This window comes from Facklamia sp. P13069 (assembly GCF_050409405.1).
Taxonomy (GTDB): Bacteria; Bacillota; Bacilli; order Lactobacillales; family Aerococcaceae; genus Facklamia.
The window spans coordinates 1-24,449 of sequence record NZ_JBNUPN010000027.1 but is presented as its reverse complement, the minus strand read 5'-3'; the positions used below and the strand labels follow the sequence as shown (position 1 = coordinate 24,449).

The following is a 24,449-nucleotide window of genomic DNA, read 5'->3' as shown; positions in this document are numbered from 1 at the left end:
GAAGTAACCAGTCGGTTACCTCACCTACTCATCAACCCTATTTGACAAAGAGCCTTTTTATTTAAATAGCAATCCCCTTATCCTTTAAATTCATCAAACAAGCTTGAAGATATGCTTCATCATGTTCTGGATAAATGGGATAATCTAATGAGCGTTCTTCTAAATCCTTATAAGACGGAGCTGATTTGCCACGGTATTTGGGATCTAGCCAGAGGCTATCCGGCTGATAGTCTCTGGCTATCATTTCTTCCATTACTAAAACATGGTATTGGTATAATTTATAGGGATGATAACTAAAAACATAGTTTACAGTAGAATGTGGCTTGCCCCACCCCTTCCCTCTTAAGGCACAACATTCTCGATGTTGTCCTAAGAGTTGCTGTCGAGGTAATAAGGGAATCAAATCTTCATGCCATAATCGCATTATTTCCCTCCTAATTTATTCATTGCAATAAGACACTTAATCTCGATTTAAGAACCAAGTAGCTCCATTAAGATAAAAAACAAAGGCCAACCAAATTACATAGAGCAATAAAAGTAATCCTCCAAGTGTCCTTTTGATAAAGTTTCCAAGCTGTGACTCGAACAGCTATGAAAAACAAAACTTTCATTTAAAGTAATGCCGTGGTATTTTTACTTAAAATATAGCAGTGACCCAAGACCATTAAGACCTAATTGGGTTCGATAGCTTATAACGGCTTCGTCTTTCTCTTTACTTTCCTCGATGATTATTCGAGCAATCCCCATCATGGTATATAATAATGGCCAAACAATGCCAAAAGTCTCTTTGGGAGGTGCAAATGGGGGTTGTTTGTACTTTTCATAGTCTGCTTTGGCATTATCGGCCGTTAAACGGCCAATAATTGTTCCACCGACCAATGGAGCTCCTACAAGTAACCAATTTTTAATTTTCATCAAACCACTCCTTTTTCAAATTATAAGTTAACAGCCCTTCATCTCCGACTAAAATGCTTTAGCATCGATCATAAAAATACAGTAACTATTTCTTCACCTCTCCAGCTATCCGTTCCATCCTAACAGGATCCTTTAAATAATTTTTACCAAATTCATCAATCAGTCCATGCAGGTCTTGAGCTTGAAGATAAGTGAATGATTCAGGCATTTGCACGACTGCATGTAATTGCTGATAGCTTTTATAGTCTTTTTGATCGATATAAGAAAACAACTTGCGAGCGTATGCATCTGAAATAAAGGCGACTTGGTCAAAAATATAGACTAAGAAGACATCAGCCGTTTCTTGGCCGATACCTCGAAGCTTAAGTAATTCTATTCTTAAATCAGATCCGTATTTTTCTACTATATGGCTATAATTCCACTGGTGTTCTTGGAACCAATTCAAAACGGCTTGGATAGCTAGGGCTTTATTTTTATAAAAACCAGCTGAATAAATCAGCTGTTCTAACTGACTACTTTCCAACCTTAGAATCCTTTGCGGATCAAACCCAGTCGCCAGCTTTAATTGAGTTAAGGCTTTATCAACATTCGACCAGTTGGTATTTTGAACCAGAATAGCACCTAAAATGATTTCTAATTTAGAATCCCCCGGCCACCAACCACTGGGACCCATTTCTTGCAGAAGATAAGTATACAATTTTTCGATGGAAACAGAAGTCATTGATCCACCCCTTTCCACTTTTACCTATTATATCATCTTTATTAACAGATTATGATTGAAAACCTTCTCTTCGTTGACTTGAAAGGCTTCTTGTTATACAATTCAAAGGCTCAATTTTACTTCTTTAGTTCGCTAGCTATATAATTCAAATAATCAAAAAACTTAGGAGAGATTAGATGATTCAGGTTGAAAACATTTCAAAACAATTTAAAATAGCCAAACGAAAAAAACACTCCTCAATGCCTGGTTTATCTTATTTAAAGAGAGAGACTGAATACTATCAGGCATTAGACCAAGTATCTTTTAATGTTAAAAAAGGCGAAATGATAGGCTATATTGGCCCAAACGGAGCTGGTAAAAGTACCACACTTAAAATCCTATCAGGTATCCTCCATCCAGATACTGGTGAGTGCCAAATAATGGGCCTAACGCCTTGGAAAAACAGGATCGACCATGTTAGAAATATCGGCGTCGTTTTTGGACAACGTTCTCAACTATGGTGGGATTTACCAGTTAAGGATTCTTTTGACCTGATCCGTGACCTTTACCGTGTGGATCCACAGCGTTATCATCAACAAATTGATAAGTTAGCATATGCTTTAGCTATCGAAAACTTACTGGATACTCCCGTTAGACAACTCAGTTTAGGCCAAAGAATGCGGTGTGAAATTGCCGCTGCTTTAATTCATCAGCCAGCCATTCTATTTCTAGATGAACCTACTATTGGTTTAGATGCAGTTTCTAAATTAGCTGTTCGAAAATTCATTATCGATCTTAATCAAGAAGAACAGACAACAGTTATTTTAACCACGCATGACATGCAAGATATTGAAGCACTCTCTTCACGGATTATATTGATTGGTCAAGGAAAAATACTGCTCGACGGTTCCCTGGAGGAATTAAAGAACAAAAATCAACAAAAACAGATTTGGAACATTGAATTTAATAAAGGAAGACTACCTCATCACCCGGGTATTCAAATTTATCAAGCGACTGAATCAGAAGCTTTATTATCTTTTGATTCGGATCTTCTATCCAAAAATGAATTTATTGCTTTATTAAATCAAAATCTTGATTTACAATCTATAAGCCCTCATGCTACTAACCTTGATCACCTAGTAATCCAGCTTTATCGGGAGTATCAATTATGAAAACTTATAGCGCAATATTTCGCATTCAATTTCAATCAGCCATTCAATATCGAACGGCTGCTTTAGCAGGTATTCTTACCCAATTTGCTTGGGGCCTACTTCTCATCAAAATGTTCGAATCTTTTTATCAAACCAACGCACAAAGTCAACCTATGACTTTTGAACAAGTCTGCGCTTATATATGGATCCAACAAGCCGGTCTTAATTTGTTTGCTTTATGGATTTATGACCGTACTATCTTCGAAGAAATCATTTCAGGCAATGTTGCCTATCAATTGACGCGTCCTCTCGGTCTCTATCCCCATTGGTTTATATCTAACCTTGCCATGCGAATTGCTCGCACTTTATTACGGTGTTTGCCAATGATAATTGTAGCAAGCTTTCTGCCAGAACCTTATAAGCTTTTGCCGCCAAACCACCTCCTACTTTTTATAGTGACGATGATTCTGTCTACTTTATTAATCATTGCCTTCTTAATGTTAGTCTATATTAGTGTCTTTTATTTCTTAACGGACGTGGGAATTCGAGTGATTGTTGCTACGATCGGGGAATTTCTAACCGGAGCAATCATTCCATTACCCTTTTTACCCCAGCCTTTACAAACCTTTATCCATTGGACACCCTTCGCCTATATGCAAAACATTCCTCTTAGAGTCTATTCTCTAGACATTAGCTCTTGGAATATTATCATTCCTCAAGCTTTTTGGCTGATTCTTCTGTTGGTGGTCGGTTGGTGGCTGATGCAACATGCTCTATCTAAATTCGTTATTCAAGGAGGTTAAATGCAGTGTTTAAAATTTTAGGTCTTTATTTTAAACTCAATTGGCAGGCTCAATGGCAATACCCTGTTTCTATGTTGTTATTAATTATGGGGCAATTCTTAGCAACCTTTGTCTCTGTACTAGGCATTTATTTTATGTTAGAAAGATTTCACAGCGTACAAGGGTTTTCAAAAGATGAAGTGCTTTTATGTGCTGGAATTTTCACTTTTGCGGCCGCCTTAGCTGAAATGCTAGCCAGGGGATTCGATTCTTTTCCTCAGATGATTGCTAATGGTGAATTTGATCGTGTCCTCACTCGCCCCCAAAGCCCCTTACTCCAAGTTATTGGATCAAAATTTGAGTTTTCACGTATAGGACGCTTAATCCAAGCAGCCTTACTACTAGTTTTCGTCATTGAAAGAGGCAAGATGGTATGGTCGTGGAATAAGATTGCTACTTTATTCATAATGATCTTAACAGCCAGCTTGTTATTTTCCTTATTATATTTTCTTTCAGCAAGCCTTTCTTTTTTTACCATTCAAGGATTAGAGATTATGAATATTTTTACAGATGGCGGACGTGAATTTGGTCAATATCCCTTCTCTATTTATGGAAAGAAGATATTAAAGTTTCTAACCTTTATTCTCCCTCTGGCTTTGGTCCAGTATTATCCCTTTTTATATTTAGTAGGTAAGAGTAATGATTGGCGATTAGCTCTATTTCCTTTTTTGAGTCTAGTTTTTGCTATACCTGTTTATGGTGTTTGGCGATTTGGCTTGTATCATTATCAGTCAACCGGCTCTTAGTCAAAGAATCTTATTTCAATGAAATGATAAATAAGATTCATAAACTAACCTCTACTTTATTAAATTTCCTTTTAAAACAGTCAATTAAACTCACTAACGTCTACTCAAAGGCCCTCAATCTATATACTATTTTACTTATTATTTTTTAATCGTTTACTCTTTCTACCTGATTTCTATTCATTTAGAGGTCAGTTTATTATAGTTTAGCAAGCCGTTTATCAACCATTAGTATTCATTTGACAAAAATAATAGTGCGTGGTATATTTAAGTTGTAAAGGTTGAACGGCTGTTCAACTATAAATGATAATTTTTACTATTTATAAACAGAAAGTAGGTCATGCCATGGATAGCTGTCAAGAGAATGCAATTCATCCTGAAGCGATTAAGAAAGCTCAAGAAGTGCCTCTCAATCCAGAACATTTTAAAATTCTAATCAAACTCTTTAAAGCATTAGCAGAACCCTCTCGAGCAAAAATTTTATGGTATTTGCTTAAGACAGAATTGTGTGTTTGCGATTTAGGCCATCTAATAGGCATGTCCAAATCTGCCACTTCTCATCAACTCGCTTATCTATTTAAATTAAATTTAGTTAAAAAGCGCAAAGAAGGACGTATTGTTTATTATTCAATTGCTGATGACCATGTGCGTATTTTATATCACAATGCATTGGAACATGCAGCAGAAGGAGGAAATGATAATAATGACTTATAAATTTAAAATGCAGGGTTTGTCTTGTGCTAACTGTGCTCAAAAAATTGAAACTCGCTTAAACAATTCGGATCAAGTTGAAGCGACCGTTAATTTCGCACAAGGACAATTAACAATCGACACGGACCAAGTGATGGAGTCTAATCTCATTCAAAGCTTGGAACAAAATGTACAAGAAGTCGAACAAGGGATAAAATTGGTTCCGCTCTTTGAGCTAGAAGAAAAATCAAATCTAAACCTTGATAAAAATAAGGACAGTCAAGGCTTACTTGATAGCGAAGGCTGGCGTATTTTAATTACCATTCCTTTATTTATCTTAGGATTCTTTTTAACAAATTATATTTCTTCTGAATGGCTTCTAGTGGGTTATTTTGGTCTGACCTATCTGTTCATAGGTCAGAATGTACTTAAAACTACTTGGAATAAAATTAAAAATAAGGACTGGTTAGAAGAAAATTTCTTAATGACGATTGCTACCTTAGGTGCCTTTGTGATTGGTGAGTACCCTGAAGCAGTTGCCGTTATGCTGTTCTATTCTATCGGAGAATGGTTTCAAGACCGTGCCGTTAACCAATCTCGCCAATCAATTCAATCCTTGATGGCAATTCGTCCTGACTTTGCCCGTATTCAACAAACTGATGGTACATTAACCAAAATTGACCCCCGCGAGTTAGTTGAAGGTCAAGAGTTTATCGTAGCTGTCGGAGACAAGGTCCCTCTAGATGGACAAATTATCCAAGGTCAATCTCAAGTAGACCACTCAGCTATTACTGGAGAATCTCTTCCTCAGAGTTTAAAAGAAGGCGACACCCTCTACTCAGGTTCGATCAACTTAAGTTCTCAACTGAAAGTTAAAGTCACTAAGACCTTCCAAAATTCAACGGTCAGCCAAATTATCGACTTAGTTGAAAATGCTTCTTCCAAAAAGGCAGCTACTGAGAAATTTATTACTCGGTTCGCACGCGTTTATACACCGGTTGTAGTTGCCTTAGCAGTTCTTTTGGCTACTTTGCCTCCTATCTTTTTTAGTGACATTTCTTGGTCAACAAGCTTTTACCGTGCGTTACAATTTTTAGTTATCTCTTGTCCTTGTGCCTTAGTTGTCTCTGTTCCTATGAGTTTTTATGGTGGAATTGGTGCAGCAGCACGTGAAGGTATCATGGTTAAAGGCGGAAATTTCCTCGAAACCCTAACAAAGATTAAGACCTTAGTTTTAGATAAAACCGGAACAATCACTCAAGGTAACTTTGCGATTGACAAAGTAGAGGCCTTATATTTAAGCAAAAATGAGTTTTTAGAAGCACTGGCTCACTTGGAGAGCCAATCCCACCATCCTATTGCACTCTCCATTCAAGAAGCCTATAATCAGCCCTTAGATCCTCATCGTGTGCAAGAAGTAGAAACAATCACCGGTAAAGGTCTTAAAGGAATTGTGGACGGTAAAAGTTTACTTGCTGGAAACAAGGACTTGATGGATCAATTCAAGATCGAAGTGCCAGAATTAAAGACTGCTGCCACTGTCGTTTATCTCAGTATTAATCAAGCATATCAAGGCTATGTCCTCATTAAAGACCAGATCAAACCAGATTCTCAGTCCGCGCTGACAGAATTACATCAATTGGGTATTTCCTCTGCCATCTTACTTTCTGGTGACAATCAAGCAACCGTCGACGAAATCGCTCAACTTGTTGGGATTGATCAAGCAAAAGGTGACTTGCTTCCACAAGAAAAGATGATCGAACTGGAGAAAATTTTAGCTAACGTTAAGCAATCAACGTCTAATAAAAAATCCTCTAATGTAGCCTTTATCGGTGATGGCATCAATGATGCCCCGGCTCTTGCCCGTGCAGATATTGGAATTGCCATGGGAGGAATGGGATCTGACGCAGCTATTGAATCAGCAGACATTGTCATTATGAATGATTCTTTAGCTAAACTCCCTCAAGCTATTAAAATTGCTCAAAAAACTTTACGCATTGCTCAAGAAAATATAGCCTTTGCACTTGGAATTAAGGTGCTCTTCCTAAGCCTCGCCGCTTTAGGCTTCTCATCCATGTGGATGGCTATTGTCGCCGATGTTGGTGTGACCATCCTTGCAGTTCTTAATAGTTTGCGAACACTTGGGAAAGTTAAATAATAAAAAAACCAGCAAGCATAATAATGGTATGCTTGCTGGTTTTCTTCGTTTAACAAACTCATTTATCTTTAATGAATCCTTTTAGGCCCCTTCAATTTTAAATTCGTAAGTTGAAGGTAGATGGTAATAGGCTTTTAAGGCATTAAGAGCTCCTTGGGCTTTGACTAAAGTTTCTTGGTACTCTTCTTCTGGATCTGAAAGGGCAATAATTGCTCCCCCTAGACCGAGACTAGTCTTTTCTTCTTCAATAACCGCCGTGCGTATAACAATATTTAAATCCATACAACCATTATTAGCAATATAGCCAATAGCCCCTGAGTAGATACCTCGTGGACGTCCTTCTAATTGATCAATTAATTCGAGGGTACGATACTTCGGCGCTCCAGTCATTGAACCACCAGGGAAGCAAGCTTTAAACAGATCAATAGCTGAAACATTTTTTGCAAGAAAGCCTTGAACGGTAGTCACTAATTGATGAAGGGTTGAATAACTCTCAACAGCCATCAACTTGGGAACCGTTACTGTTCCAATCTGACAGACCTTACCTAAATCATTTCGCAATAGGTCTACGATCATCAAGTTTTCAGCCATGGTCTTTTCCTCGGTTGCTAAAGCATGAATAATCGCTTGATCTTCTGCTGGGTTTTGACCCCTTTTAGCCGTTCCTTTGATGGGCTTGGTTTGAACTCTACCATCACGATTCAAAGTTAAGAATTTTTCCATAGAAGAACACGCAACAGCAAAATGATCAAAAGTTAAAAAGGCTGCGTAAGGGGCTGGACTGGCTTGGCGTAAGGTTTGGTAATATATATAGGCATCTAGCTGGTCTTTGATATCCAAGCGGTTGGTCAAACATATTTCATAGGACTCTCCTTTTCGAATGTAGTCTTGACATTGGTGGATAGCTTTCAAATAGTCACTGCGAGCCATAGCCCAAGCAATAGTTGGTTGATCGAAGGCCTCCATGATAAGCTCTTCTTTTTCACCTACTGAAATATAAGCCTGTGAAAAATCTAAATCTTTGATCCAGTCTTTGTCATCTTTATAGGATAGTAAATAAAGTTGGTTTTCGTGATGATCGATAACAGCCGCTCGATCAATATAATCTAATATGACATCAGGATACGATGACTGATGCTGATTAGGCCCTTCCATTAAACTTTTGAGCTCATAACCAAAATAACCAATATAACCTAATTGGAAATCACATGGTAAATCTTGATGGATTGGCCATTGAGGTTGATGTTTTTCTAAATAAGTGAATATATCTTGATGAATTCTTTCTTCTCTTCCCTTTATATCTGTCTTGATAACCAAATTATCCGTAATATCATAGGTCAGACGATGGCCATGGCGAGGACCAGCTTGTCCAATTATAGAAAAACGAGACAAAGCTTTTGTCACTTGACTAGAGTCTAACCATTGCGTTTGTTTATTAATTTGATAAAGCTGATTAAACAACGCTTGTGCATTGCCTTGATAAGGAACTTTTGTAACACGCAAAGGATTTGTCTGTATTTGGAAGGTGTGGATCAAGTCTACAAAATTCTCAATTAGACGCTCACCTTCTTGTGAAGCAATTGACTCTGGATGAAACTGAACGGCGTATTGAGGTTTGCTACGATGAGAAATCCCCATAATTAAGCCATCGTGCGTTCTCGCATCCACTTGAATGTTCTCCAATTTCTCTTCTTTACAGACTAAAGAATGGTAACGGGTCACTTTAAAATCTTGCGGTAGTCCTTTAAAAAGCCCTTGATTATTATGTCTGATTTCACTCAGCCGCCCATGAACAGGCTGGGGAGCCAATATAATTTCTCCTCCATTCAGATAGTAAATTCCTTGCTGACCCAAACAGATGCCCAATATGGGACGTTCTTCTTTTTCGATTACTTCACGGCAAAGACCAAAATCTTCAGGATTTTCAGGACTTCCAGGACCTGGTGAAATAACCACCGCATCAAAATCTAACAATTTAAATTCTTCATATGACATTTGATCATTCTTAATAACCAACGGAACTTCTTGCGTCACTTTGGCTATTAATTGAAACAGATTATAAGTATAGGAATCATAATTATCAATGATAACAAACTTCATAATGGTTTCTCCTAACATTTTTTTCAACGATATCTATGCAACTGGTTATTGTCCTATTTTATCACAATTTGTAGTTAGTAAAAATACCTGAAAAGTAATTTAAAAAGAATAGCATTTAATCCTTGTCAATGATTGACAAGTGCTATCATTCACCTATAATGAAGGAGAACTTTGAACAGAGTATAAAAGGTGCGTAAAGTATTTACAGATGGGAAGTTGCTGTAAAACGAAATGAACAATCATGCGATGCCTTTTATCTTCCGCTGTTTTATTATCCATCTTTAGCGGAGCTCTGAATTTTTCAGAGCTCCTATTTTTGTTTAGGAGGGTACATTTTGGACATCCAATTGAATGTTTTTCCTTATCCAATCTATCTAGAACACCATCATTTTAGTCAATTAAAAAAACGCTTAAGCCAAATGAGCGGAAAAAAGTTTCTACTAACGGATCAAAATGTGGCGACCCTTTACCAAGAACAAATTGATCAACTTGGTCAGTTAGCATCCTTTTCTTACCATATTGTTCCTGCCGGTGAAGCGTCAAAGTCATTAGCTTGTTATCAAGAAGTGATGAATCGTATGGTAGAAGAAAAACTTACTCGGTCTGATTGCCTAATCGCCTTTGGTGGTGGCGTCATTGGTGACTTAGGGGGCTTTTTAGCCGCCACATATTTAAGAGGAATCAACTTTATACAAGTTCCGACGACTCTTTTAGCTATGGTTGACTCTGCCATTGGGGGTAAAAATGGCATTAATTTTGGTGCCTATAAAAATCAAGTGGGTACTTTCTATCATCCCGCTTGGGTTCATATCGATATTGCCTATTTAGACACCTTAGATATCAGACAAATTAACAATGGGTTAGCAGAAATTATAAAATATGCGATCCTTACTGACCCCGCTTTATTGGAGGACATCAGACGAGATAAAAGTCAACTCAACTACTTGAATCTAATTAAACGGTCTTTAGAAATAAAACACGCCTATGTTGCTAATGATTTTCACGATCAAGGTAAAAGACAATTCCTTAATTTAGGTCATACTTTCGCCCATGCCATTGAAAGTATTAGCAACCACCAAGTGAACCATGGTGAAGCAGTCGCAATCGGCCTATTATGGATGGCTCGTGCTAGTTTTAAATTGGGTTGGGCCCGCCAATCATTTGTTCCTCTTCTTGAAGATTTATACCAAAAACAAGGACTATTCCAGACTTATTACTGTGATAACCAAGATTTACTGAACGCCATTAATCACGACAAGAAAAAACAAGACCAAACGATTCACTTAATTATTCCTGTTGAAATAGGAAATTGTGTCCGACAAGCCATTCCTATTCATGAATTAGGCCAATGGATTGAAGCAGGGAGTCGATTGTAGATGGATATTCAAATTATGCCTCACTCTTTAAAAGGCAGTATTTCTGCAATTCCTTCTAAATCAGACGCTCATCGAGCACTCTTTGCAGCCAGCTTAGCCAATGGTCCCTCTACCATCTATTTAGACCGTCTTTCAAAAGATTTAGAAGCAACATTGACTTGTATTGAAGGACTAGGTTGCCTGGTTCACCATGATTCAGATCAAAAAGCATACCATATCCTGCCAGATGCTCATTCTATGAAGCGCCACTTCAATGTGGGCGAGTCAGGAACAAGCTTACGCTTTCTAATTCCTATCTTAGCTAGTCGGTTAGAAAAGAACCAACAGGTCGAAATCCTTCGCCAAGGGAGTTTGATCAATCGAACCAACCAACCTTATTGGGACTTGTTTGACCAATTAGGTATTTATTGGCAAGAAGAAGGCCCTAGTGTCTGGCTTTCAGGCAAGTTAGAGGCAGGAAATTACCAACTTCCAGGTAATGTTTCTTCTCAATTTATTTCAGGATTAGCTTTGGCTCTCGCTCATTTAAATAAAGCAAGTCAGATAAAATTAACTTCGCCTTTGGAATCCGCTGCCTATGTCGACATGACCTTAGCTAGTTTAAAAGAATTTAGTAAAAGGATTGATTTTTCTCATCAAACTCAAGCCTATCACTTACTCGATGGACCTATACAAGCAGCGCCCTACCAAGTAGAAGGCGATTGGTCCAACGCCCTTTTCTTCTTAGTAGCAGGCGTCCAGGTCTTAAATCTTACTTTTGACAGTCTCCAAGCAGACCGTCAGGCTTTGTCCTATTTGGATAAATTGGGCTATCCCATCCCCGAGTCGGCAAGACAATCCACTGACTATCATCCCAGTAAGACTTCAACTGCAAGTAATCAAATAGTGGAAATCGATGCCCGTCAATTGCCCGATGCCATTCCTATCCTTACCCTAGCAGCCGCTAGAAAAGCTGGGATTACTCGCATCGTTAACGGCCAACGCCTCCGCTTAAAAGAAAGTGACCGAATAGAATCTACCGTAGCTCTTATGCAAGCTTTAGGTGTCTACATACAAGCTGAAGCTGATGGGTTCATCTTGCAAGGAGGGCAAGGCTTTCATGGCGGAATTGTGGATACTTTTCAAGACCACCGTATTGCAATGACAGCTGCCATTGCCGGTAGTTTTGCCCAAGAACCTGTGATTATTAAAGGGGCGGACTGTGTTTCTAAATCTTATCCCCACTTCTTCGATGATTTTCAAAAATTAGGAGGTATCTATCATGTCCTTTAGTCTCGGTCAAAATTTTCGTCTCACTGTTTACGGACAATCCCATGCTAAAGCGATTGGGGTAGTCATTGATGGCCTTCCTGCCGGTTTAGATTTCCCTTATGCAGCCATTCAAACAGCTCTCGAACGTCGTCGTCCTGGTAAAAAGGTTTGGTCAACTAGCCGTAACGAGACTGATTTATTTGAAGTCAAAGCAGGTATTGTAGACGGTAAAACCTGTGGGGCGCCCCTTTGCTTAGAAATTAGGAATCAAGACATGCAGTCCAAGGATTATGCCCAACATGAATATCTCCCGCGCCCCTCACATGCTGATTATCCTGCTTTCATTAAATATGAGGGACACCATGACATTCGTGGGGGCGGACACTTTTCAGGGCGCATGACTGCTCCAATTGTAATGGCTGGTAGTATTGCCCGCTATTTATTAGAAACAAGCGGCATCCAAATTTATAGCCACATTCATTCAATCGCTGGTATAAAAGACCGGTTAGTTGATTTTGCGCAACCTGATTTTAAAGCCTTAAGTGAATTAGTTAATAAAGAATTTGCCGTAATTGATGACCTGCAAGGCCAAGCCATGAAGGAAGCTATCCTAGCCGCTAAAGAAGATAAAGACTCTGTAGGAGGGCAAATCGAAGTAATCGTTGACGGCTTACCAGTTGGTATCGGTCAACCCCTCTATGATTCGTGTGAAGCTAAATTAGCCCATGCCATGTTTGGCATTCCCGCCACTCGCGGCGTAGAATTCGGAACGGGCTTTGCTGGAGCAAACTTACGCGGCAGCCAGCACAACGATCCTTATTATTTGGATAATAACCTGATGGTTAAAACGCTGACCAACCATCACGGCGGTATTATCGGTGGTTTGACCACTGGCATGCCCTTGATTATGCGAGTAGCAATTAAGCCTACTTCTTCTATCGGTCAATCCCAAGCAAGTGTCAACCTTGATAAACAAGTTAATCAAGAATTGACGATTGAGGGCCGGCATGATCCTTGTATCGTCCCTCGGGTTGTTCCCGTTATTGAAGCAATGACCGCTATTTGCCTTTTAGACCTAATGATGATGGACGGTCAATGGCCAACTATTTCAACAAAAAATTAATTGCCGCCTTTAGAAAGTAGGTTCTTATGTTACAGACATCTCAAAAAAATAAAAAACCCACTCTTTGTGGCTTAATCGGACGTAAATTAGGTCATAGTTATTCCCAATCTATTCACCAACGAATTGGGAACTATCCCTATCACTTAATTGAATTAGAACCCAATCAGTTGAAAGACTTTCTTTTAGAGAAAAACTACCTCGGACTCAATGTGACTATTCCTTATAAAGAAGCGGCCTTACCTTATTTAGACAACCTAGACCCCTTGGCTAAAGCCATCGGATCGGTCAATACAATTGTGAATGAAGAGGGAAAACTCAAAGGCTATAATACTGACTACGCTGGCTTAGACTTTTTATTAAAAAATAATCATCTGACCTTAACAGGCAAAAATGTGCTTATTCTTGGATCCGGTGGCTCTGCCAAAATGATCGCTGTTTATGCTAAAAACCATAACTGTCACCGAGTTAGCCATTTAAGCATTCGCCAAGCTTTCCCACCATTAAAGGCTGACAATCAGGCGGCTCAAGTTATTTTCAATGCGACACCGGTTGGTATGTACCCTAATAACCAGGATTTAAGATTAAACTTGACCGCATTCCCTCAACTAGAAGCGGTCGTTGATCTCATCTATAATCCCTTACGCTCTTCTTTAGTCCTCCAAGCCAAAAGCCAAGGCATTCAAGCTATAGGTGGACTCGACATGTTAATTGCTCAAGCTTTTTTTGCCAGTCAACTTTTTACCGGTAAGTCTTATCCGACAGACTTCATCCATCAAATTTGCCAATCCTATTGGCAGGGAATCGAAAACTTAGTTTTCATCGGAATGCCAGGTGTTGGCAAGACCACTCTCGGAAAAAAACTGGCTGATCAACTAGGCCGCCCCTTTTTAGACACCGATCAATTGATCGAAGCTGTCATCCATCAACCGATCTCTGAATATATTTCCAAGGTGGGCGAAAAACCTTTTCGCGACCTAGAAGAAAAAATCATTCATCAAGTGGCTAAGAGAAATGGGCAAGTAATTGCCACGGGCGGAGGTGCCATTTTAAGGGCAAGGAACCGACAAGCTCTAACTCAGAATGGTCGATTGATTCTATTGGAGCGCCCCTTAGAAGAACTGTCTCGAAAGGGCCGACCACTTTCAGCTTCACTAGACCAAGTTAAGCGTTTATGGAATGAACGAAAAACACTCTACCAAGAGAGTGCAGACCTCATTATTCCCGTCAAGTCTTCTATCCCTACTAGCTATCAAGAAATGCAAGAAAGGCTGATCAAACATGCGATTATTAGTCCTCAACGGACCCAACCTTAACTTATTAGGCATCCGTCAACCAGAAATATACGGTCAAACCTCATACTCTGACTTAACGAACTCTTTAAAAAAATGGGCAAATGAATATGCTGTAGACCTTGATATCTTTCAATCCAACCACGAAGGAGCCTTAGTCGATAAAATTCAAAATGCTTATCAAAAGGTGGATGGCATAGTAATAAACCCAGCTGCCTACACCCATACATCCATCGCTATTCGCGATGCTTTAGCAGCCGTTGCCATTCCTTTTGTAGAAGTCCATCTAAGTTCTATTAGTCAAAGAGAAAGTTACCGACAAGTCTCATATATCCAAGATTTAGCCTTAATAACAATTGAAGGACAAGGCCCTGCAGGCTACCTTCAAGCTCTGGATTTTATCAAAAATTACCTCTTTAATCCTAATAATCCATCACCTATCACATAGAAAGAGAAGATATAAATGACAATGAATTCTGTATCTGTAAAGCAAGTCACTTTTGGCAAACAACCAGCTATTGTTATCGCTGGACCCTGCTCTATTGAATCTGAAGAACATATTTTTAAAGAAGCTCAAGCCTTGAAGGCGGCGGGAGTCGACATGATTCGAGCGGGTGCTTATAAACCAAGAACCAGCCCTCATGCTTTTCAAGGTTTAGGCTTTGAAGGTGTAAAGTACTTAAGAGCCGCCGCTGATTCAGTTCACCTCCCGATGGTCACAGAAGTTTTAAGTGAATATGATGTCGAAAAGCTGATCGATCTTGTGGACATGTTTCAAGTAGGTTCTCGAAATATGTATAATTACCAACTGCTGAAGTTGTTAGGTCAAGCCGGTAAACCTGTCCTATTAAAAAGAGGCTTTTCAGCAACTCTTAAAGAATGGGAAATGGCCGGTCAGTATTTAATGAGCGAAGGAAAAGCTTCGGTTGTATACTGCGAACGCGGCATACGTAGCTTTCAAGATGAAACACGCAACACCCTTGATTTAGCAGGTGCTATTCTCCTCCAAGCCAAAACGAAACAACCTGTCGTTATTGATCCTAGCCATGCCAGTGGTAGACGCGACCTCATCCTCCCTTTAAGTAAAGCCGCTTTAGCCGCTGATATTTCGGGGATTATGGTCGAAGTCCATCACAATCCCGACCAGGCCTGGACCGATGCCGCTCAGACTATTGATTATTCTATGTTGGATCAACTAATGAAGGAGTGCCAACCATGGCTTACATCAAATTAGATGAAGGCTTTCTTTTTGGACAAGGTGTTTTTACCACCCTTAAAGTCATCAATGGACAAGCGCTCTTCTTAGACCAACATCTTAGCCGTTTGTGTCAATCAGCCAAAGCTTTAGGTTTCAAAAGTTCTATAACCAAAAACGTTATTGTCAACTCTATTAACGAGAAAGAAATGGTGGATGGGGCTTTAAAAATCATCCTCTCACCAGCTAATCTTGTTCTACAAGAACGATCGGATCCCTATGGTAAGAGATTCTTGCCTGCAAAGCCATTAAAATTAGCCAAGTGGCAGCGCCATTCCTCTAACACACTCTTGCAACATAAGTCCACTATGTACTTAGCGAACAAAATTAATTTAAAGCAGATAAGAGAAAAAGGGGCTTTTGAATGCATCTTTTTAAATGAAAAAGACCAGATCACTGAGGGAAGCTTTACGAATCTCTTTTTTGTTAAAGACCAAGAGCTTATCACTGCTCCAACAAGCGCAGGTCTTCTTCCAGGTATTATGCGTCAATGGGTGCTTGACCATTTCCCTGTGACTATTCGCCCCATAGACTGGCAAGAAAGACAAACTTTCCAAGCTGGTTTTATGACCAACTGTTTGATGGGGATTACTCCAATTAAAACACTTGAATCAACCCATTACCAAGATCATCATCCTCTAATTGATTACATCCAAGAGGAATATTCTATAAAAATATATAAGCAAAAAGCTAGCCAATGGTGATAACATTTGACTAGCTTTTTTATTCATTATATTCATCTTCCGATTCATAAATACTCACGCCTGCAAGCTGATTGATATCTTGAAAGAACTTTTCAGCATGAACTTCTTTAGGAATTACTAGACGGACTAAATAATCAAGTTGGTCACTATTATTCACCAAGGGTTTGATAAAAGTGACGGTAACTAATGACACTTCAATAAAATGAAGGACCTCATTAAAAGATTGAACATCATTTGCTTGCACAAAAACCGTTACCCAAGGTGTTTTCTTCCTTAATGAGCTTTCAAGTCTTTGTAAGAAGGTCAAAGTGATTAGGAGTATAAAGCCTACAACAATTGCTACTTCGTAGAAGCCGATCCCAATTGCTAAGCCAATACAAGCCGAAGACTACAAGCCCGCAGCCGTGGTTAACCCTTTAATTTTGTCACGATTAGTAACTAAAATCATACCGGCACCTAAAAAGCCAATCCCACTCACAACTTGCGACCCCATCCGTGTAGGATCAATCCCTTCAAAAAATTCGGCTGCAAACTGATTGGTCATCATTACCATGGCTGAAGTTACACAGACTAAAATATAAGTACGCATACCGGCTGGATGATTTTTCAATCCACGTCCAAAACCAATCATACCACTAATCAACATAGCTAAAAGGGACCTTAAGAGTATGGTAAAGAAATTTACTTCTTCAAAATTAATCGTTGGTAACTTCATTGATGACCTCCCTAAAGTTAATTTCTTTTTCTTTGTTTAATAAGTATAACAGCTCATCATTTTTCCCTACTTATTCTCTTTAAATTTTAACTTTATTTATATAAAAGCACTTCGCATAGAAGTGACTTAGATTTATAATTCAATCACTTGGCTCTTGTTTAATTCCATAGCTTTTTCATAAATCGCTTTTCCAACTATAATATCTAAAACAGCAGAGCCTATCGTCTTAAAGACAGTGAGTTCGTCTTCTGATTGACGCCCGGCTATTTTACCTGAAACTAATTGACCTAATTCACCTGTGATGGACTTTTTTGTATAATACCTTTTTTGAGCGGATTGATTAAATCGCCTGATTCATTTAAGACTCCATCTTTGGTATCTAAATAGATCTTACCTGCTTGAGCAAAAATTGCTTCAGGAAGTTCTTGCATGTCTGGCGTGTATGAGCCTACGCCATTAATATGGGCTCCTGGTTTAAGATTTTCACTATCAAAAACAGCTTTTGTAATGTGGTAACAATTGTGATAACGTCGTCCCCACCGATTGTTTCTTTTGGAGAAGCAACAGCTTTAATTTCAACGTCAAACTTTTTAGCGAATAAATCCATCATTTTTTTAAGCGAATACGCTAGCACGCTCTTGGTCACTATCAAAGGCACACTCTTCTTTAATTGGTTGCGCTGATAACATCGCTTCTAATTGATGTTGAGCGTGTCCCCCTGTTTTAAACATGGATATTATTCGGATAGACAGAAACTATTTTAAACCCTGTCGCCGAGCCAGCTAAACTTGGCATGGATAAATTTTGACCTCCGAATTCTTCTAAATCAATGTTTGTTCTTAAGGGATTATCTGTTTTATCTTCAGAATATAATTTTAAAGCTTTTTTACCGCTTGAATAGTTCTTTCATGGTCATAACTTCCTTTATATCTGCTTCATTCAACACTCTTATTTCCACGGAAACACTCTCTTTAACTTTATCAAGTTTTATCCTCTTATTAAGAGTAACAAAAGAGAAGCCTTAGATTAAGCAATAATTCTTAGCTTCTTGAGCCTATTTATTAATAGTTTTGATATCATAAATTATTACATCAACATAGTGAAATGTTTTGCTGTTAATTATTGAAACAATATCTATATCAAACAATACTAACCTATTCTATCCTTATTTGTTCGATATATAATGGGCATCAAACCATTATTAAAAATAGAACTTATTCCTCCCTCCTCAAATCAATGAACCAATTGAAGGAATCAACCATAAGATTAAACTTATCAACAGATATGCTGATGGCTATCAATACTACACACACTTCCGAGCAAGTGGTTTAGTCATTTCATAACGCTTTACGTCAGGAAAAAAAGATCAAGCAACAAAAACATGCTGCTTGATCTCTTGAAAAATATTATCAATCCGATTGGACAATGAGCCTTATTTCTCTACATACTCTGCTTCTAAATCTTTAATTTGATCAAAAGCATCTTGAGCTAATTGCATGGTTTGTTCAGTAATCCACTCAGCAGCAGCTTGGGGATCTTCCGCATACATCGTGATAAGTTCTTGACGTAATTCTTCGTATTTATCTTTACCAGCTTTTTCAATGGCTAAGATCTTTTCTCTCATTTCTGGTTTTAAGTTTTCTTCATCTTCTAACATAATGGTTAGTAGATTATCTACTGCCCAATAGAATGATTCTGGATCATATTCATTGGTTTCCACTTGGTAAGCAGATAGTGTGTCATTGATATTTCCAAAGTATGGTAAGTAAGGTGAAACGGTAGGCGATCCCATCGCTAACCACATCACACCTGGTACTTTTTCAGGCATATCTTCATAAATTTGGAAGATATGAGCTTCCATTGTATTTTTGTTACCAATGGGATATAAAGCATTCTCAGGCTTTTCTGGTTCTTGCTTTTCAGTCGTTTCAGTTTCTTCGCCCTCTGTTGCTTCAGCTTCTTCGCCTTCTGTTGCTTCAGTTTCTTCGCTTTCTTCTACTTCGGTTTCTTCGGTTTCTGTTGCTTTGGTTTCTTCACCTTCTGTTGCCTCAGCCTCTTCGCTTTCTGTTGCTTTGGTTTCTTCACCCTCTGTTGCCTCAGCCTCTTCGCTTTCTGTTGCTTTGGTTTCTTCACCTTCTGTTGTTTCAGTTTCTTTAACAACTTGTCCACCGGTAGCAGATGCGATGTTATCCGCTGGAATATAATCTGTATCTTCTAAACGATTTCGTTGTAAGCTCATGACTTGATCTAATGTGATTGTTTTATCCGTAGAATGTAAGAATGGAAACTCTGTATCATCTAAAGAAACTTCTGCATCTGGATCTAAGGTTTTTACTCCAGACCAATACCTAGACACAGACCCGGGATCTATTTCAGCTGCATAAGAATCAGCAACCCGAATCATCCCCTCTTCCTCGGCATAAGTACCCGCTTCTTCTGCAATGTTAATTAAATCGGCAGAGGCAATCACATTTTCAGTATCGTTCACATCGATTGTTTCTAAGAAGAACGAGTTGGGGAATACGGCAAACATATCATCTGGCAACTTCATCGCAGCATATTGATGACCGGATAAAATTTCCATATACCAAGTTTCATTTTTATCAGCAATAATCAATCCGTTGCCTTCGGAAGAGCCTTTCTCATCGATAATCGATGCTAACAACTCCACGCCCTCACGCGCTGTTTTAACGTGACCTAAAACGACGGTCGTCATGATTCCTTCTGAAAGACCATTTTCAACTAAAGGGTCAACCGCTAAAACTTCATCATTAGTATAAGTAGTAGTGGTCGCATCCATCGCTACACCATACTCATTATAACCTGCTTCATAATACAAGCCCCACTCAGGGGTGGTATCTGGCACAGCAAAATACTTATAAGATTGAGCTGGTAGTTCAAATTCGAACTTAGTATATTCATCCACTAACTTTGCGCCTTCTTCATTTTCCGTCGCTTCAATTACTACAAAAGTCTTATTATGGCTTTGTTCTAAGTCTTCTGTTCGGCCAAAAATAACTGACCCATCTTCTGTAAGGCCCTTACCAACATATACGCCTGTACAGGCAGCTACTGGTTGAGCCAGTAACATTCCTGCCGATAACATGGCAACAATGCTTGCGAAAAACTTCTTCATAAAATACCTCCTAAATTTTTGTGTAAACGCTTCATGATTTAATTATAACACTTGGTTATTACTTAATCAGTTTATATAGCATATTATTTTTATAAATAGATTATGGCTCATTAGTTATAATCTAAAATTGTAAAAAACTATTAAACAAAAGAAAAAATAATGCCCAACTAGACTTGAATTCTAGCTAGGCATTTATACTTATGATAATGAGGTTTGAATAATTACATCATTTCATCCAGTCGCACAAACTGATACCCATTGGCTTGGACGCTTTCAATGACTGCTCCTAATGAGTTAGCCGATTCTTGATAGATGTCGTGCATTAAAATTACTGGACTAGGTAATAGGGTTGCTACTACACGGTTGATAATGGCTTGTTCATTTCGACTCTTCCAATCTTCCGAATCAACGTTCCATAGAACAGGAGTCATTTCCGTTAAATTCATTTCACGTTTGCCACCTGCTCCATATGGCATTCGATAGTAGTTGACAGGGGCATTAGTCACCCTTTCAATAATTTCGTTAGTGTGATTCAGTTCATATAGAACATCAGTATCACTAATTATTGTATAATTTCGATGACTGTAGGAATGGTTGCCCACCAAGTGCCCTTCATCATGCATGCGTTGAATGATTTCGGGATACTTTTCTGCATTTTGACCCAATACAAAAAAGGTTGCTTTCACATCATGTGCTTTAAGAATATCTAGGATTTGTGGCGTAGTGACTGGGTTGGGCCCGTCATCAAACGTTAAGACTGCAAATTTAGCAGAGTGCATTTGAGTATTAGTATTTTCATCTGGCTGGGCTGATATGTTTATAAACTTCCCTAGGTCTGGGTCAGCATAGACTTTACGAGGGACTGGAATAGAATGTTCATAAATTGCCTTTCCCCAACTTTGATAACAGTGACTCAAGTCTTTGTATGTTCTTGTTAAGTTGTTTGCTTCTAATTTACGATCAATTTCTTTCACTTTAATTAAAAAACCTGGAGAATATTTGTTAGGTTTTTCCATATTCTTTTTAAGATTACGAACCTCTTGATTTAATTCGACTAGCGGCCGATCTCTCTCGGCTAAAGAATGGATGGATTCTTTGAGTGGTTGATCAGTTATTTCAGCTAAAATGGTCTCTATTTTTGTATTATACTCATTGAGACTAATATCTCTTAATTCTCTTTCTTCAACCACACCCTCTCCGGTTAAGGGTTGCGTTTCATATAATTCCAATAGTTCTTTGCGATAAGCTTCAGGCGATTTGTTCTTTCGAGCACTCAATTCGATTTTTGAAAAGGTCGATTCATTCTGATTGTTAGCATTAAATGTCATATAAATGATTAACAGTAAAATTGAACACACTGCTAGGCTGGCTGCTATTTTCTTATACATTTGATCACCTTATTTTATTCACAATTTTTTTCCAGCTTTTTTTACATCTTTTTAAGCATACTCCATCTAATAGATAAATTCTAGGGAAAAAGATAAAGAAATTAACTTTATTTACAATTGTTCCAATTAGAAATTTTAATTATCTTTAATTATTCTAAAACTATATTGTTATAAAAATTCAAAAAGTTTTTAAGTCCTTTTGGTTTTCTATTTATTATTCTCTAAGGCAATAAGCTATCTAATTGAATGCCTTCTCCTTCAATGTTATGGTTAATATATAGACAAGAAATAAAACTGTTAAAATCAAAAGGAGGAGTCATTGATGAAAAAAATATAGTGCTATTGGCAAGTATGATGATGTTGGGGGGAGTGACTGTCTCCGCTCAAGATGAAGAAAAGATTGAAGAATTGAAAATCGAAATTAAAGTTCTCAAAGTGGAGCTGAAAGACAAGAAAGCCAAGTTAAAAGAATTAACAGGTGGAGATGAAGAATATATTATTACGGATGACAAAGACTTCTTCATTAAATATGTCGAAGTAAATGAAAAAGATGATGAAGAATTAGGGTATTATTATGAGTTCGTCTTTGAAGTAGAAAATAAGACAGATAGAACCATGAATATCATGGCAGAAGATGTTACTATCGATGATGATTTAATCGATAAAAAAATGGTTTTTCTTTCAGAAGAAATTGAAGCAAGCGCTAAAGGCGAAATCATCTTAAAAATTCAAAGCTTAGAAGAAGATGAAGAGGCACCTGAATTAGATGATGATTTAGAAATGACGCTAAAATTAGTGAACGAAGAAGATCCTGACTTAAATATTGATTACCCTGTTTCGATTGATATAGATTAAAATGATTAAAACACCCAGTTTATAAACTAGGCGTTTTTTCTTTTGACGAATTGTCCAATCAAATGCAACACCGATAGTAAGAAACTAAAAAGTTCTTCTTTAGGTGGTTTATATTTTATACCTTTCCTTGGTCTATTTTTCATTAACTCTAGGTTATTGTGTAAACCATCTTTACTTACTTTTGACAAATCTAGACCTTTAGGATAAAACTCTCTTAAAAGCTCATTGCTGTTTTCATTTGTACCTTTTGCCAAGCACACTAAGGATCATAGAAATATGTCTTACAGCCTAATTCCTCTTCTGTTTGCTCAAATTCTGAACATTCTTCGCCTCTGTCAAATGTTATTGTTTTTACAAGATCTTTTAGCGCATTAATGATTGCCGATGTGACATTTTCCGACTTTCTATTTTCTACTAATATTGCTATGTAATATCTGGATCTTCTTTCTGCCAGTGTTACAAAACAATACTTGCTTTTTCTATGTCTCTCTTTTCGTCTACGAACCTTAATGTTTGAAGAATTGCTTTTTATTTCTCTTGAAATTGTACTAAGAGATCTTCTTAATGTTTTGGCAATTTTTATGATACTCCTTCTTAAATTTAAAATTGATAAATACAAGATCTCTCTTCTATTGTAAGATGGTTATAACTCATAGTTAATGGCTCCTTTTAATCTGTTTTGTTTGGTTATTTACCTATTAATATAGCTAATGAACTCTGCGTTTATTAAGTGTTGCACTTGTTATGATAATTTATCTTTTTAAAACAAACCAAGCATACAGTGCAAATCCTCCTATCATAATAATCAAAGTTAAAATTTGCTTTAACTCGTAGGGAAGAGGCGATAGATTTAAAAGATATTCTGGTAGTGTAATTAACAAAAGTGTTACGAGTAAAACCGCTGTTTTGGACCAAATTGATAATAAAATTAAGTTCAACACCATAATAGACCCAATGAGAAGGCTGACGGTGGAGTCTAATGTTATAATTGGTGTTTGAGTCATACTATCTACATAATATAAAGCAACATAGGCAGCTATAGTTACAAGTGAAATAATAGCAAATACTAAATACTTCATTTTGTCTGATAATCTAGCTGGAATAATATTTCTAAAAGCAGCAAGCACTGCAACAATAAATGCTCCAGCAATAACTAAATGACCCATAATCTCTAGAATCGAAAAAGAGAATTCGCCTCTCATCAAATTAGGTAAGATAATGAAAGAATAGGATGCAACCATAATGCCAATAATATTCTTAATAGCAGAACGGTGATCAACTAACATTTCATTGGCTATTGACCTCATATAATCTTTAGGCGACGAACCAATAATATGCTCAATCGGCTTCCCTTGGCCTTCAGCTTGTATGAGATGATCTTCTAACTCACTAACTATCTCCTCAATCTCATTCGTTTCCTTACCTTTAGAAACTAAGTATACGGTTAGATTTTCTAAAAACTCTTTACTTTGTTTCGATAGTTGAGTATTATTTTCCATTTGTTCCATCTCCTTTATCACTATCCGTGTACGACTCTCTATTTAAAACCTTGTTAACGCTACTTTGAAGGTTTTCCCAGCGCTTAATAAAATGATCCAATTCATCTGCGCCTTTTTCAGTCAGGGAATAATATTTCCTTTTGGGACCTGCAGTGGATTTTTTTAGTGTCGATGATACTAAACCCTCTCTTTTCATTCGCATTAATAAAGGATAGATCGTACCCTCACTCATCGAATGAAAACCATAACGGGATAATTTTTCTGCCAGTTCATAACCATATACTTCTTTATTTTTTATAATCATCAGAATGCATCCATCAATGACTCCTTTTAACATTTGTGTCGAAGACAAATTACCCCTCCTTTTACAGAACGAATTCACTATCTTGTATTACATAGTATTTTAAGATTATTATACAGCTAGCTACCTTGTAATGCAAGAGTTAGTTTAAAATTCAATTACCCCTTCTTAAAGATGAGGTGACTCTTCTAATATTAAGTTTTGGTGAATTGTAAAATGAACTTAGCCATATAAATTAGAAAAAGAGCCAGTGAGTCT

29 protein-coding genes and 1 riboswitch are annotated in these 24,449 nt (G+C 37.7%); of the genes, 14 read left to right on the top strand and 15 right to left on the bottom strand.

Features of this window, described 5'->3' with window-relative positions:
* Positions 1 to 61: 61 nt before the first annotated feature.
* From ACQV2T_RS08055 to ACQV2T_RS08045, 3 genes are all read right to left on the bottom strand, one after another.
* Positions 62 to 424, bottom strand: coding sequence for a TIGR02328 family protein (locus tag ACQV2T_RS08055; protein ID WP_428893498.1), 363 nt, complete (start codon positions 422 to 424; stop codon positions 62 to 64).
* A 209-nt stretch (positions 425 to 633) separates the two neighbouring features.
* Positions 634 to 915, bottom strand: a complete 282-nt coding sequence (locus tag ACQV2T_RS08050; protein WP_428893497.1) for a TspO/MBR family protein — start codon at positions 913 to 915, stop codon at positions 634 to 636.
* A gap of 85 nt (positions 916 to 1,000) precedes the next feature.
* A complete protein-coding gene (locus tag ACQV2T_RS08045) occupies positions 1,001 to 1,636 on the bottom strand; it encodes an endonuclease III domain-containing protein (protein ID WP_428875161.1) in 636 nt (211 codons plus the stop codon).
* Between the two features lie 176 nt (positions 1,637 to 1,812).
* On the opposite strand from ACQV2T_RS08045, the gene ACQV2T_RS08040 reads away from it, so the two are divergent.
* From ACQV2T_RS08040 to ACQV2T_RS08020, 5 genes are all read left to right on the top strand, one after another.
* The gene (locus tag ACQV2T_RS08040) at positions 1,813 to 2,787 is read left to right on the top strand and encodes an ABC transporter ATP-binding protein (protein ID WP_428874349.1); all 975 of its coding nucleotides are present in this window, start codon (positions 1,813 to 1,815) and stop codon (positions 2,785 to 2,787) included.
* Positions 2,784 to 3,569 carry an ABC transporter permease gene (locus ACQV2T_RS08035; RefSeq protein WP_428874350.1) on the top strand — a complete coding sequence of 262 codons (786 nt, stop codon included), beginning with the start codon at positions 2,784 to 2,786 and terminating at the stop codon, positions 3,567 to 3,569. The genes ACQV2T_RS08040 and ACQV2T_RS08035 overlap by 4 nt, the downstream gene beginning before the upstream one ends.
* Before the next feature lie 5 nt (positions 3,570 to 3,574).
* Entirely contained in the window at positions 3,575 to 4,354 is a 780-nt protein-coding gene (locus ACQV2T_RS08030) for an ABC transporter permease (RefSeq protein ID WP_428874351.1), read from the top strand.
* A 300-nt stretch (positions 4,355 to 4,654) separates the two neighbouring features.
* Positions 4,655 to 5,065, top strand: coding sequence for an ArsR/SmtB family transcription factor (locus ACQV2T_RS08025; protein WP_428874352.1), 411 nt, complete (start codon positions 4,655 to 4,657; stop codon positions 5,063 to 5,065).
* Positions 5,055 to 7,199, top strand: a complete 2,145-nt coding sequence (locus ACQV2T_RS08020; protein ID WP_428874353.1) for a heavy metal translocating P-type ATPase — start codon at positions 5,055 to 5,057, stop codon at positions 7,197 to 7,199. The genes ACQV2T_RS08025 and ACQV2T_RS08020 overlap by 11 nt, the downstream gene beginning before the upstream one ends.
* 81 nt (positions 7,200 to 7,280) lie before the next feature.
* Here the strand turns inward: ACQV2T_RS08020 and pabB are convergent, their stop codons facing one another.
* On the bottom strand, positions 7,281 to 9,299 hold the full coding sequence (gene pabB, locus ACQV2T_RS08015; RefSeq protein WP_428874354.1) for an aminodeoxychorismate synthase component I: 2,019 nt from the start codon (positions 9,297 to 9,299) through the stop codon (positions 7,281 to 7,283).
* A 174-nt stretch (positions 9,300 to 9,473) separates the two neighbouring features.
* Positions 9,474 to 9,567, top strand: a riboswitch (THF riboswitch).
* Between the two features lie 67 nt (positions 9,568 to 9,634).
* On the opposite strand from pabB, the gene aroB reads away from it, so the two are divergent.
* Genes aroB through ACQV2T_RS07980 form a run of 7 tightly spaced genes read left to right on the top strand, consistent with a single transcriptional unit; the run spans position 9,635 to position 16,297 of the window.
* Complete coding sequence (aroB, locus tag ACQV2T_RS08010; RefSeq protein WP_428892603.1) at positions 9,635 to 10,675, top strand: 3-dehydroquinate synthase; 1,041 nt, start codon at positions 9,635 to 9,637, stop codon at positions 10,673 to 10,675.
* Positions 10,676 to 11,947: a 3-phosphoshikimate 1-carboxyvinyltransferase gene (locus ACQV2T_RS08005; protein WP_428893496.1), complete on the top strand. Its 1,272-nt coding sequence runs from the start codon at positions 10,676 to 10,678 to the stop codon at positions 11,945 to 11,947.
* Positions 11,937 to 13,049, top strand: coding sequence for a chorismate synthase (gene aroC, locus ACQV2T_RS08000; protein ID WP_428893495.1), 1,113 nt, complete (start codon positions 11,937 to 11,939; stop codon positions 13,047 to 13,049). Before ACQV2T_RS08005 ends, aroC begins: the two co-directional genes overlap by 11 nt.
* Positions 13,050 to 13,075: 26 nt before the next feature.
* Entirely contained in the window at positions 13,076 to 14,362 is a 1,287-nt protein-coding gene (locus ACQV2T_RS07995) for a shikimate kinase (protein ID WP_428893493.1), read from the top strand.
* Positions 14,328 to 14,786 carry a type II 3-dehydroquinate dehydratase gene (gene aroQ, locus ACQV2T_RS07990; RefSeq protein WP_428874359.1) on the top strand — a complete coding sequence of 153 codons (459 nt, stop codon included), beginning with the start codon at positions 14,328 to 14,330 and terminating at the stop codon, positions 14,784 to 14,786. The genes ACQV2T_RS07995 and aroQ overlap by 35 nt, the downstream gene beginning before the upstream one ends.
* Positions 14,787 to 14,801: 15 nt before the next feature.
* Positions 14,802 to 15,572: a 3-deoxy-7-phosphoheptulonate synthase gene (aroF, locus tag ACQV2T_RS07985; protein ID WP_428874360.1), complete on the top strand. Its 771-nt coding sequence runs from the start codon at positions 14,802 to 14,804 to the stop codon at positions 15,570 to 15,572.
* The gene (locus ACQV2T_RS07980) at positions 15,554 to 16,297 is read left to right on the top strand and encodes an aminotransferase class IV (protein WP_428893492.1); all 744 of its coding nucleotides are present in this window, start codon (positions 15,554 to 15,556) and stop codon (positions 16,295 to 16,297) included. The genes aroF and ACQV2T_RS07980 overlap by 19 nt, the downstream gene beginning before the upstream one ends.
* 19 nt (positions 16,298 to 16,316) lie before the next feature.
* Here ACQV2T_RS07980 and ACQV2T_RS07975 read toward each other — a convergent pair whose 3' ends face one another.
* From ACQV2T_RS07975 to ACQV2T_RS07955, 5 genes are all read right to left on the bottom strand, one after another.
* Entirely contained in the window at positions 16,317 to 16,604 is a 288-nt protein-coding gene (locus ACQV2T_RS07975; RefSeq protein WP_428882209.1) for a hypothetical protein, read from the bottom strand.
* An 81-nt stretch (positions 16,605 to 16,685) separates the two neighbouring features.
* Positions 16,686 to 17,012 carry an MgtC/SapB family protein gene (locus tag ACQV2T_RS07970; RefSeq protein WP_428893491.1) on the bottom strand — a complete coding sequence of 109 codons (327 nt, stop codon included), beginning with the start codon at positions 17,010 to 17,012 and terminating at the stop codon, positions 16,686 to 16,688.
* 132 nt (positions 17,013 to 17,144) lie between these two features.
* Positions 17,145 to 17,279, bottom strand: a complete 135-nt coding sequence (locus ACQV2T_RS07965) for a hypothetical protein (RefSeq protein WP_428875185.1) — start codon at positions 17,277 to 17,279, stop codon at positions 17,145 to 17,147.
* 20 nt (positions 17,280 to 17,299) lie between these two features.
* Entirely contained in the window at positions 17,300 to 17,443 is a 144-nt protein-coding gene (locus ACQV2T_RS07960; protein ID WP_428876268.1) for a hypothetical protein, read from the bottom strand.
* Between the two features lie 17 nt (positions 17,444 to 17,460).
* On the bottom strand, positions 17,461 to 17,622 hold the full coding sequence (locus ACQV2T_RS07955) for a hypothetical protein (protein ID WP_428893490.1): 162 nt from the start codon (positions 17,620 to 17,622) through the stop codon (positions 17,461 to 17,463).
* Between the two features lie 622 nt (positions 17,623 to 18,244).
* On the opposite strand from ACQV2T_RS07955, the gene ACQV2T_RS07950 reads away from it, so the two are divergent.
* On the top strand, positions 18,245 to 18,355 hold the full coding sequence (locus ACQV2T_RS07950) for a transposase (RefSeq protein ID WP_428893499.1): 111 nt from the start codon (positions 18,245 to 18,247) through the stop codon (positions 18,353 to 18,355).
* An 89-nt stretch (positions 18,356 to 18,444) separates the two neighbouring features.
* On the opposite strand, the gene ACQV2T_RS07945 is transcribed toward ACQV2T_RS07950, so the two are convergent.
* Positions 18,445 to 20,148 carry a C69 family dipeptidase gene (locus tag ACQV2T_RS07945; protein ID WP_428893489.1) on the bottom strand — a complete coding sequence of 568 codons (1,704 nt, stop codon included), beginning with the start codon at positions 20,146 to 20,148 and terminating at the stop codon, positions 18,445 to 18,447.
* A 221-nt stretch (positions 20,149 to 20,369) separates the two neighbouring features.
* Positions 20,370 to 21,536, bottom strand: coding sequence for a polysaccharide deacetylase family protein (locus ACQV2T_RS07940; protein WP_428893488.1), 1,167 nt, complete (start codon positions 21,534 to 21,536; stop codon positions 20,370 to 20,372).
* A 261-nt stretch (positions 21,537 to 21,797) separates the two neighbouring features.
* Between ACQV2T_RS07940 and ACQV2T_RS07935 the strand changes: the two genes are divergently transcribed.
* Positions 21,798 to 22,391 carry a hypothetical protein gene (locus tag ACQV2T_RS07935; protein WP_428893487.1) on the top strand — a complete coding sequence of 198 codons (594 nt, stop codon included), beginning with the start codon at positions 21,798 to 21,800 and terminating at the stop codon, positions 22,389 to 22,391.
* Between the two features lie 26 nt (positions 22,392 to 22,417).
* Here the strand turns inward: ACQV2T_RS07935 and ACQV2T_RS07930 are convergent, their stop codons facing one another.
* The 4 genes from ACQV2T_RS07930 to ACQV2T_RS07915 all read right to left on the bottom strand — a co-directional run bounded on the left by ACQV2T_RS07930 (position 22,418) and on the right by ACQV2T_RS07915 (position 24,242).
* Complete coding sequence (locus tag ACQV2T_RS07930; protein ID WP_428893486.1) at positions 22,418 to 22,645, bottom strand: hypothetical protein; 228 nt, start codon at positions 22,643 to 22,645, stop codon at positions 22,418 to 22,420.
* A 5-nt stretch (positions 22,646 to 22,650) separates the two neighbouring features.
* Positions 22,651 to 23,010 carry a hypothetical protein gene (locus tag ACQV2T_RS07925; RefSeq protein ID WP_428893485.1) on the bottom strand — a complete coding sequence of 120 codons (360 nt, stop codon included), beginning with the start codon at positions 23,008 to 23,010 and terminating at the stop codon, positions 22,651 to 22,653.
* 133 nt (positions 23,011 to 23,143) lie between these two features.
* Positions 23,144 to 23,890 (bottom strand): HAAS domain-containing protein, encoded by a 747-nt coding sequence (locus ACQV2T_RS07920; RefSeq protein WP_428882416.1) that lies wholly within the window; start codon positions 23,888 to 23,890, stop codon positions 23,144 to 23,146.
* The gene (locus ACQV2T_RS07915) at positions 23,880 to 24,242 is read right to left on the bottom strand and encodes a PadR family transcriptional regulator (RefSeq protein WP_428874021.1); all 363 of its coding nucleotides are present in this window, start codon (positions 24,240 to 24,242) and stop codon (positions 23,880 to 23,882) included. Before ACQV2T_RS07915 ends, ACQV2T_RS07920 begins: the two co-directional genes overlap by 11 nt.
* Positions 24,243 to 24,449: the final 207 nt, after the last annotated feature.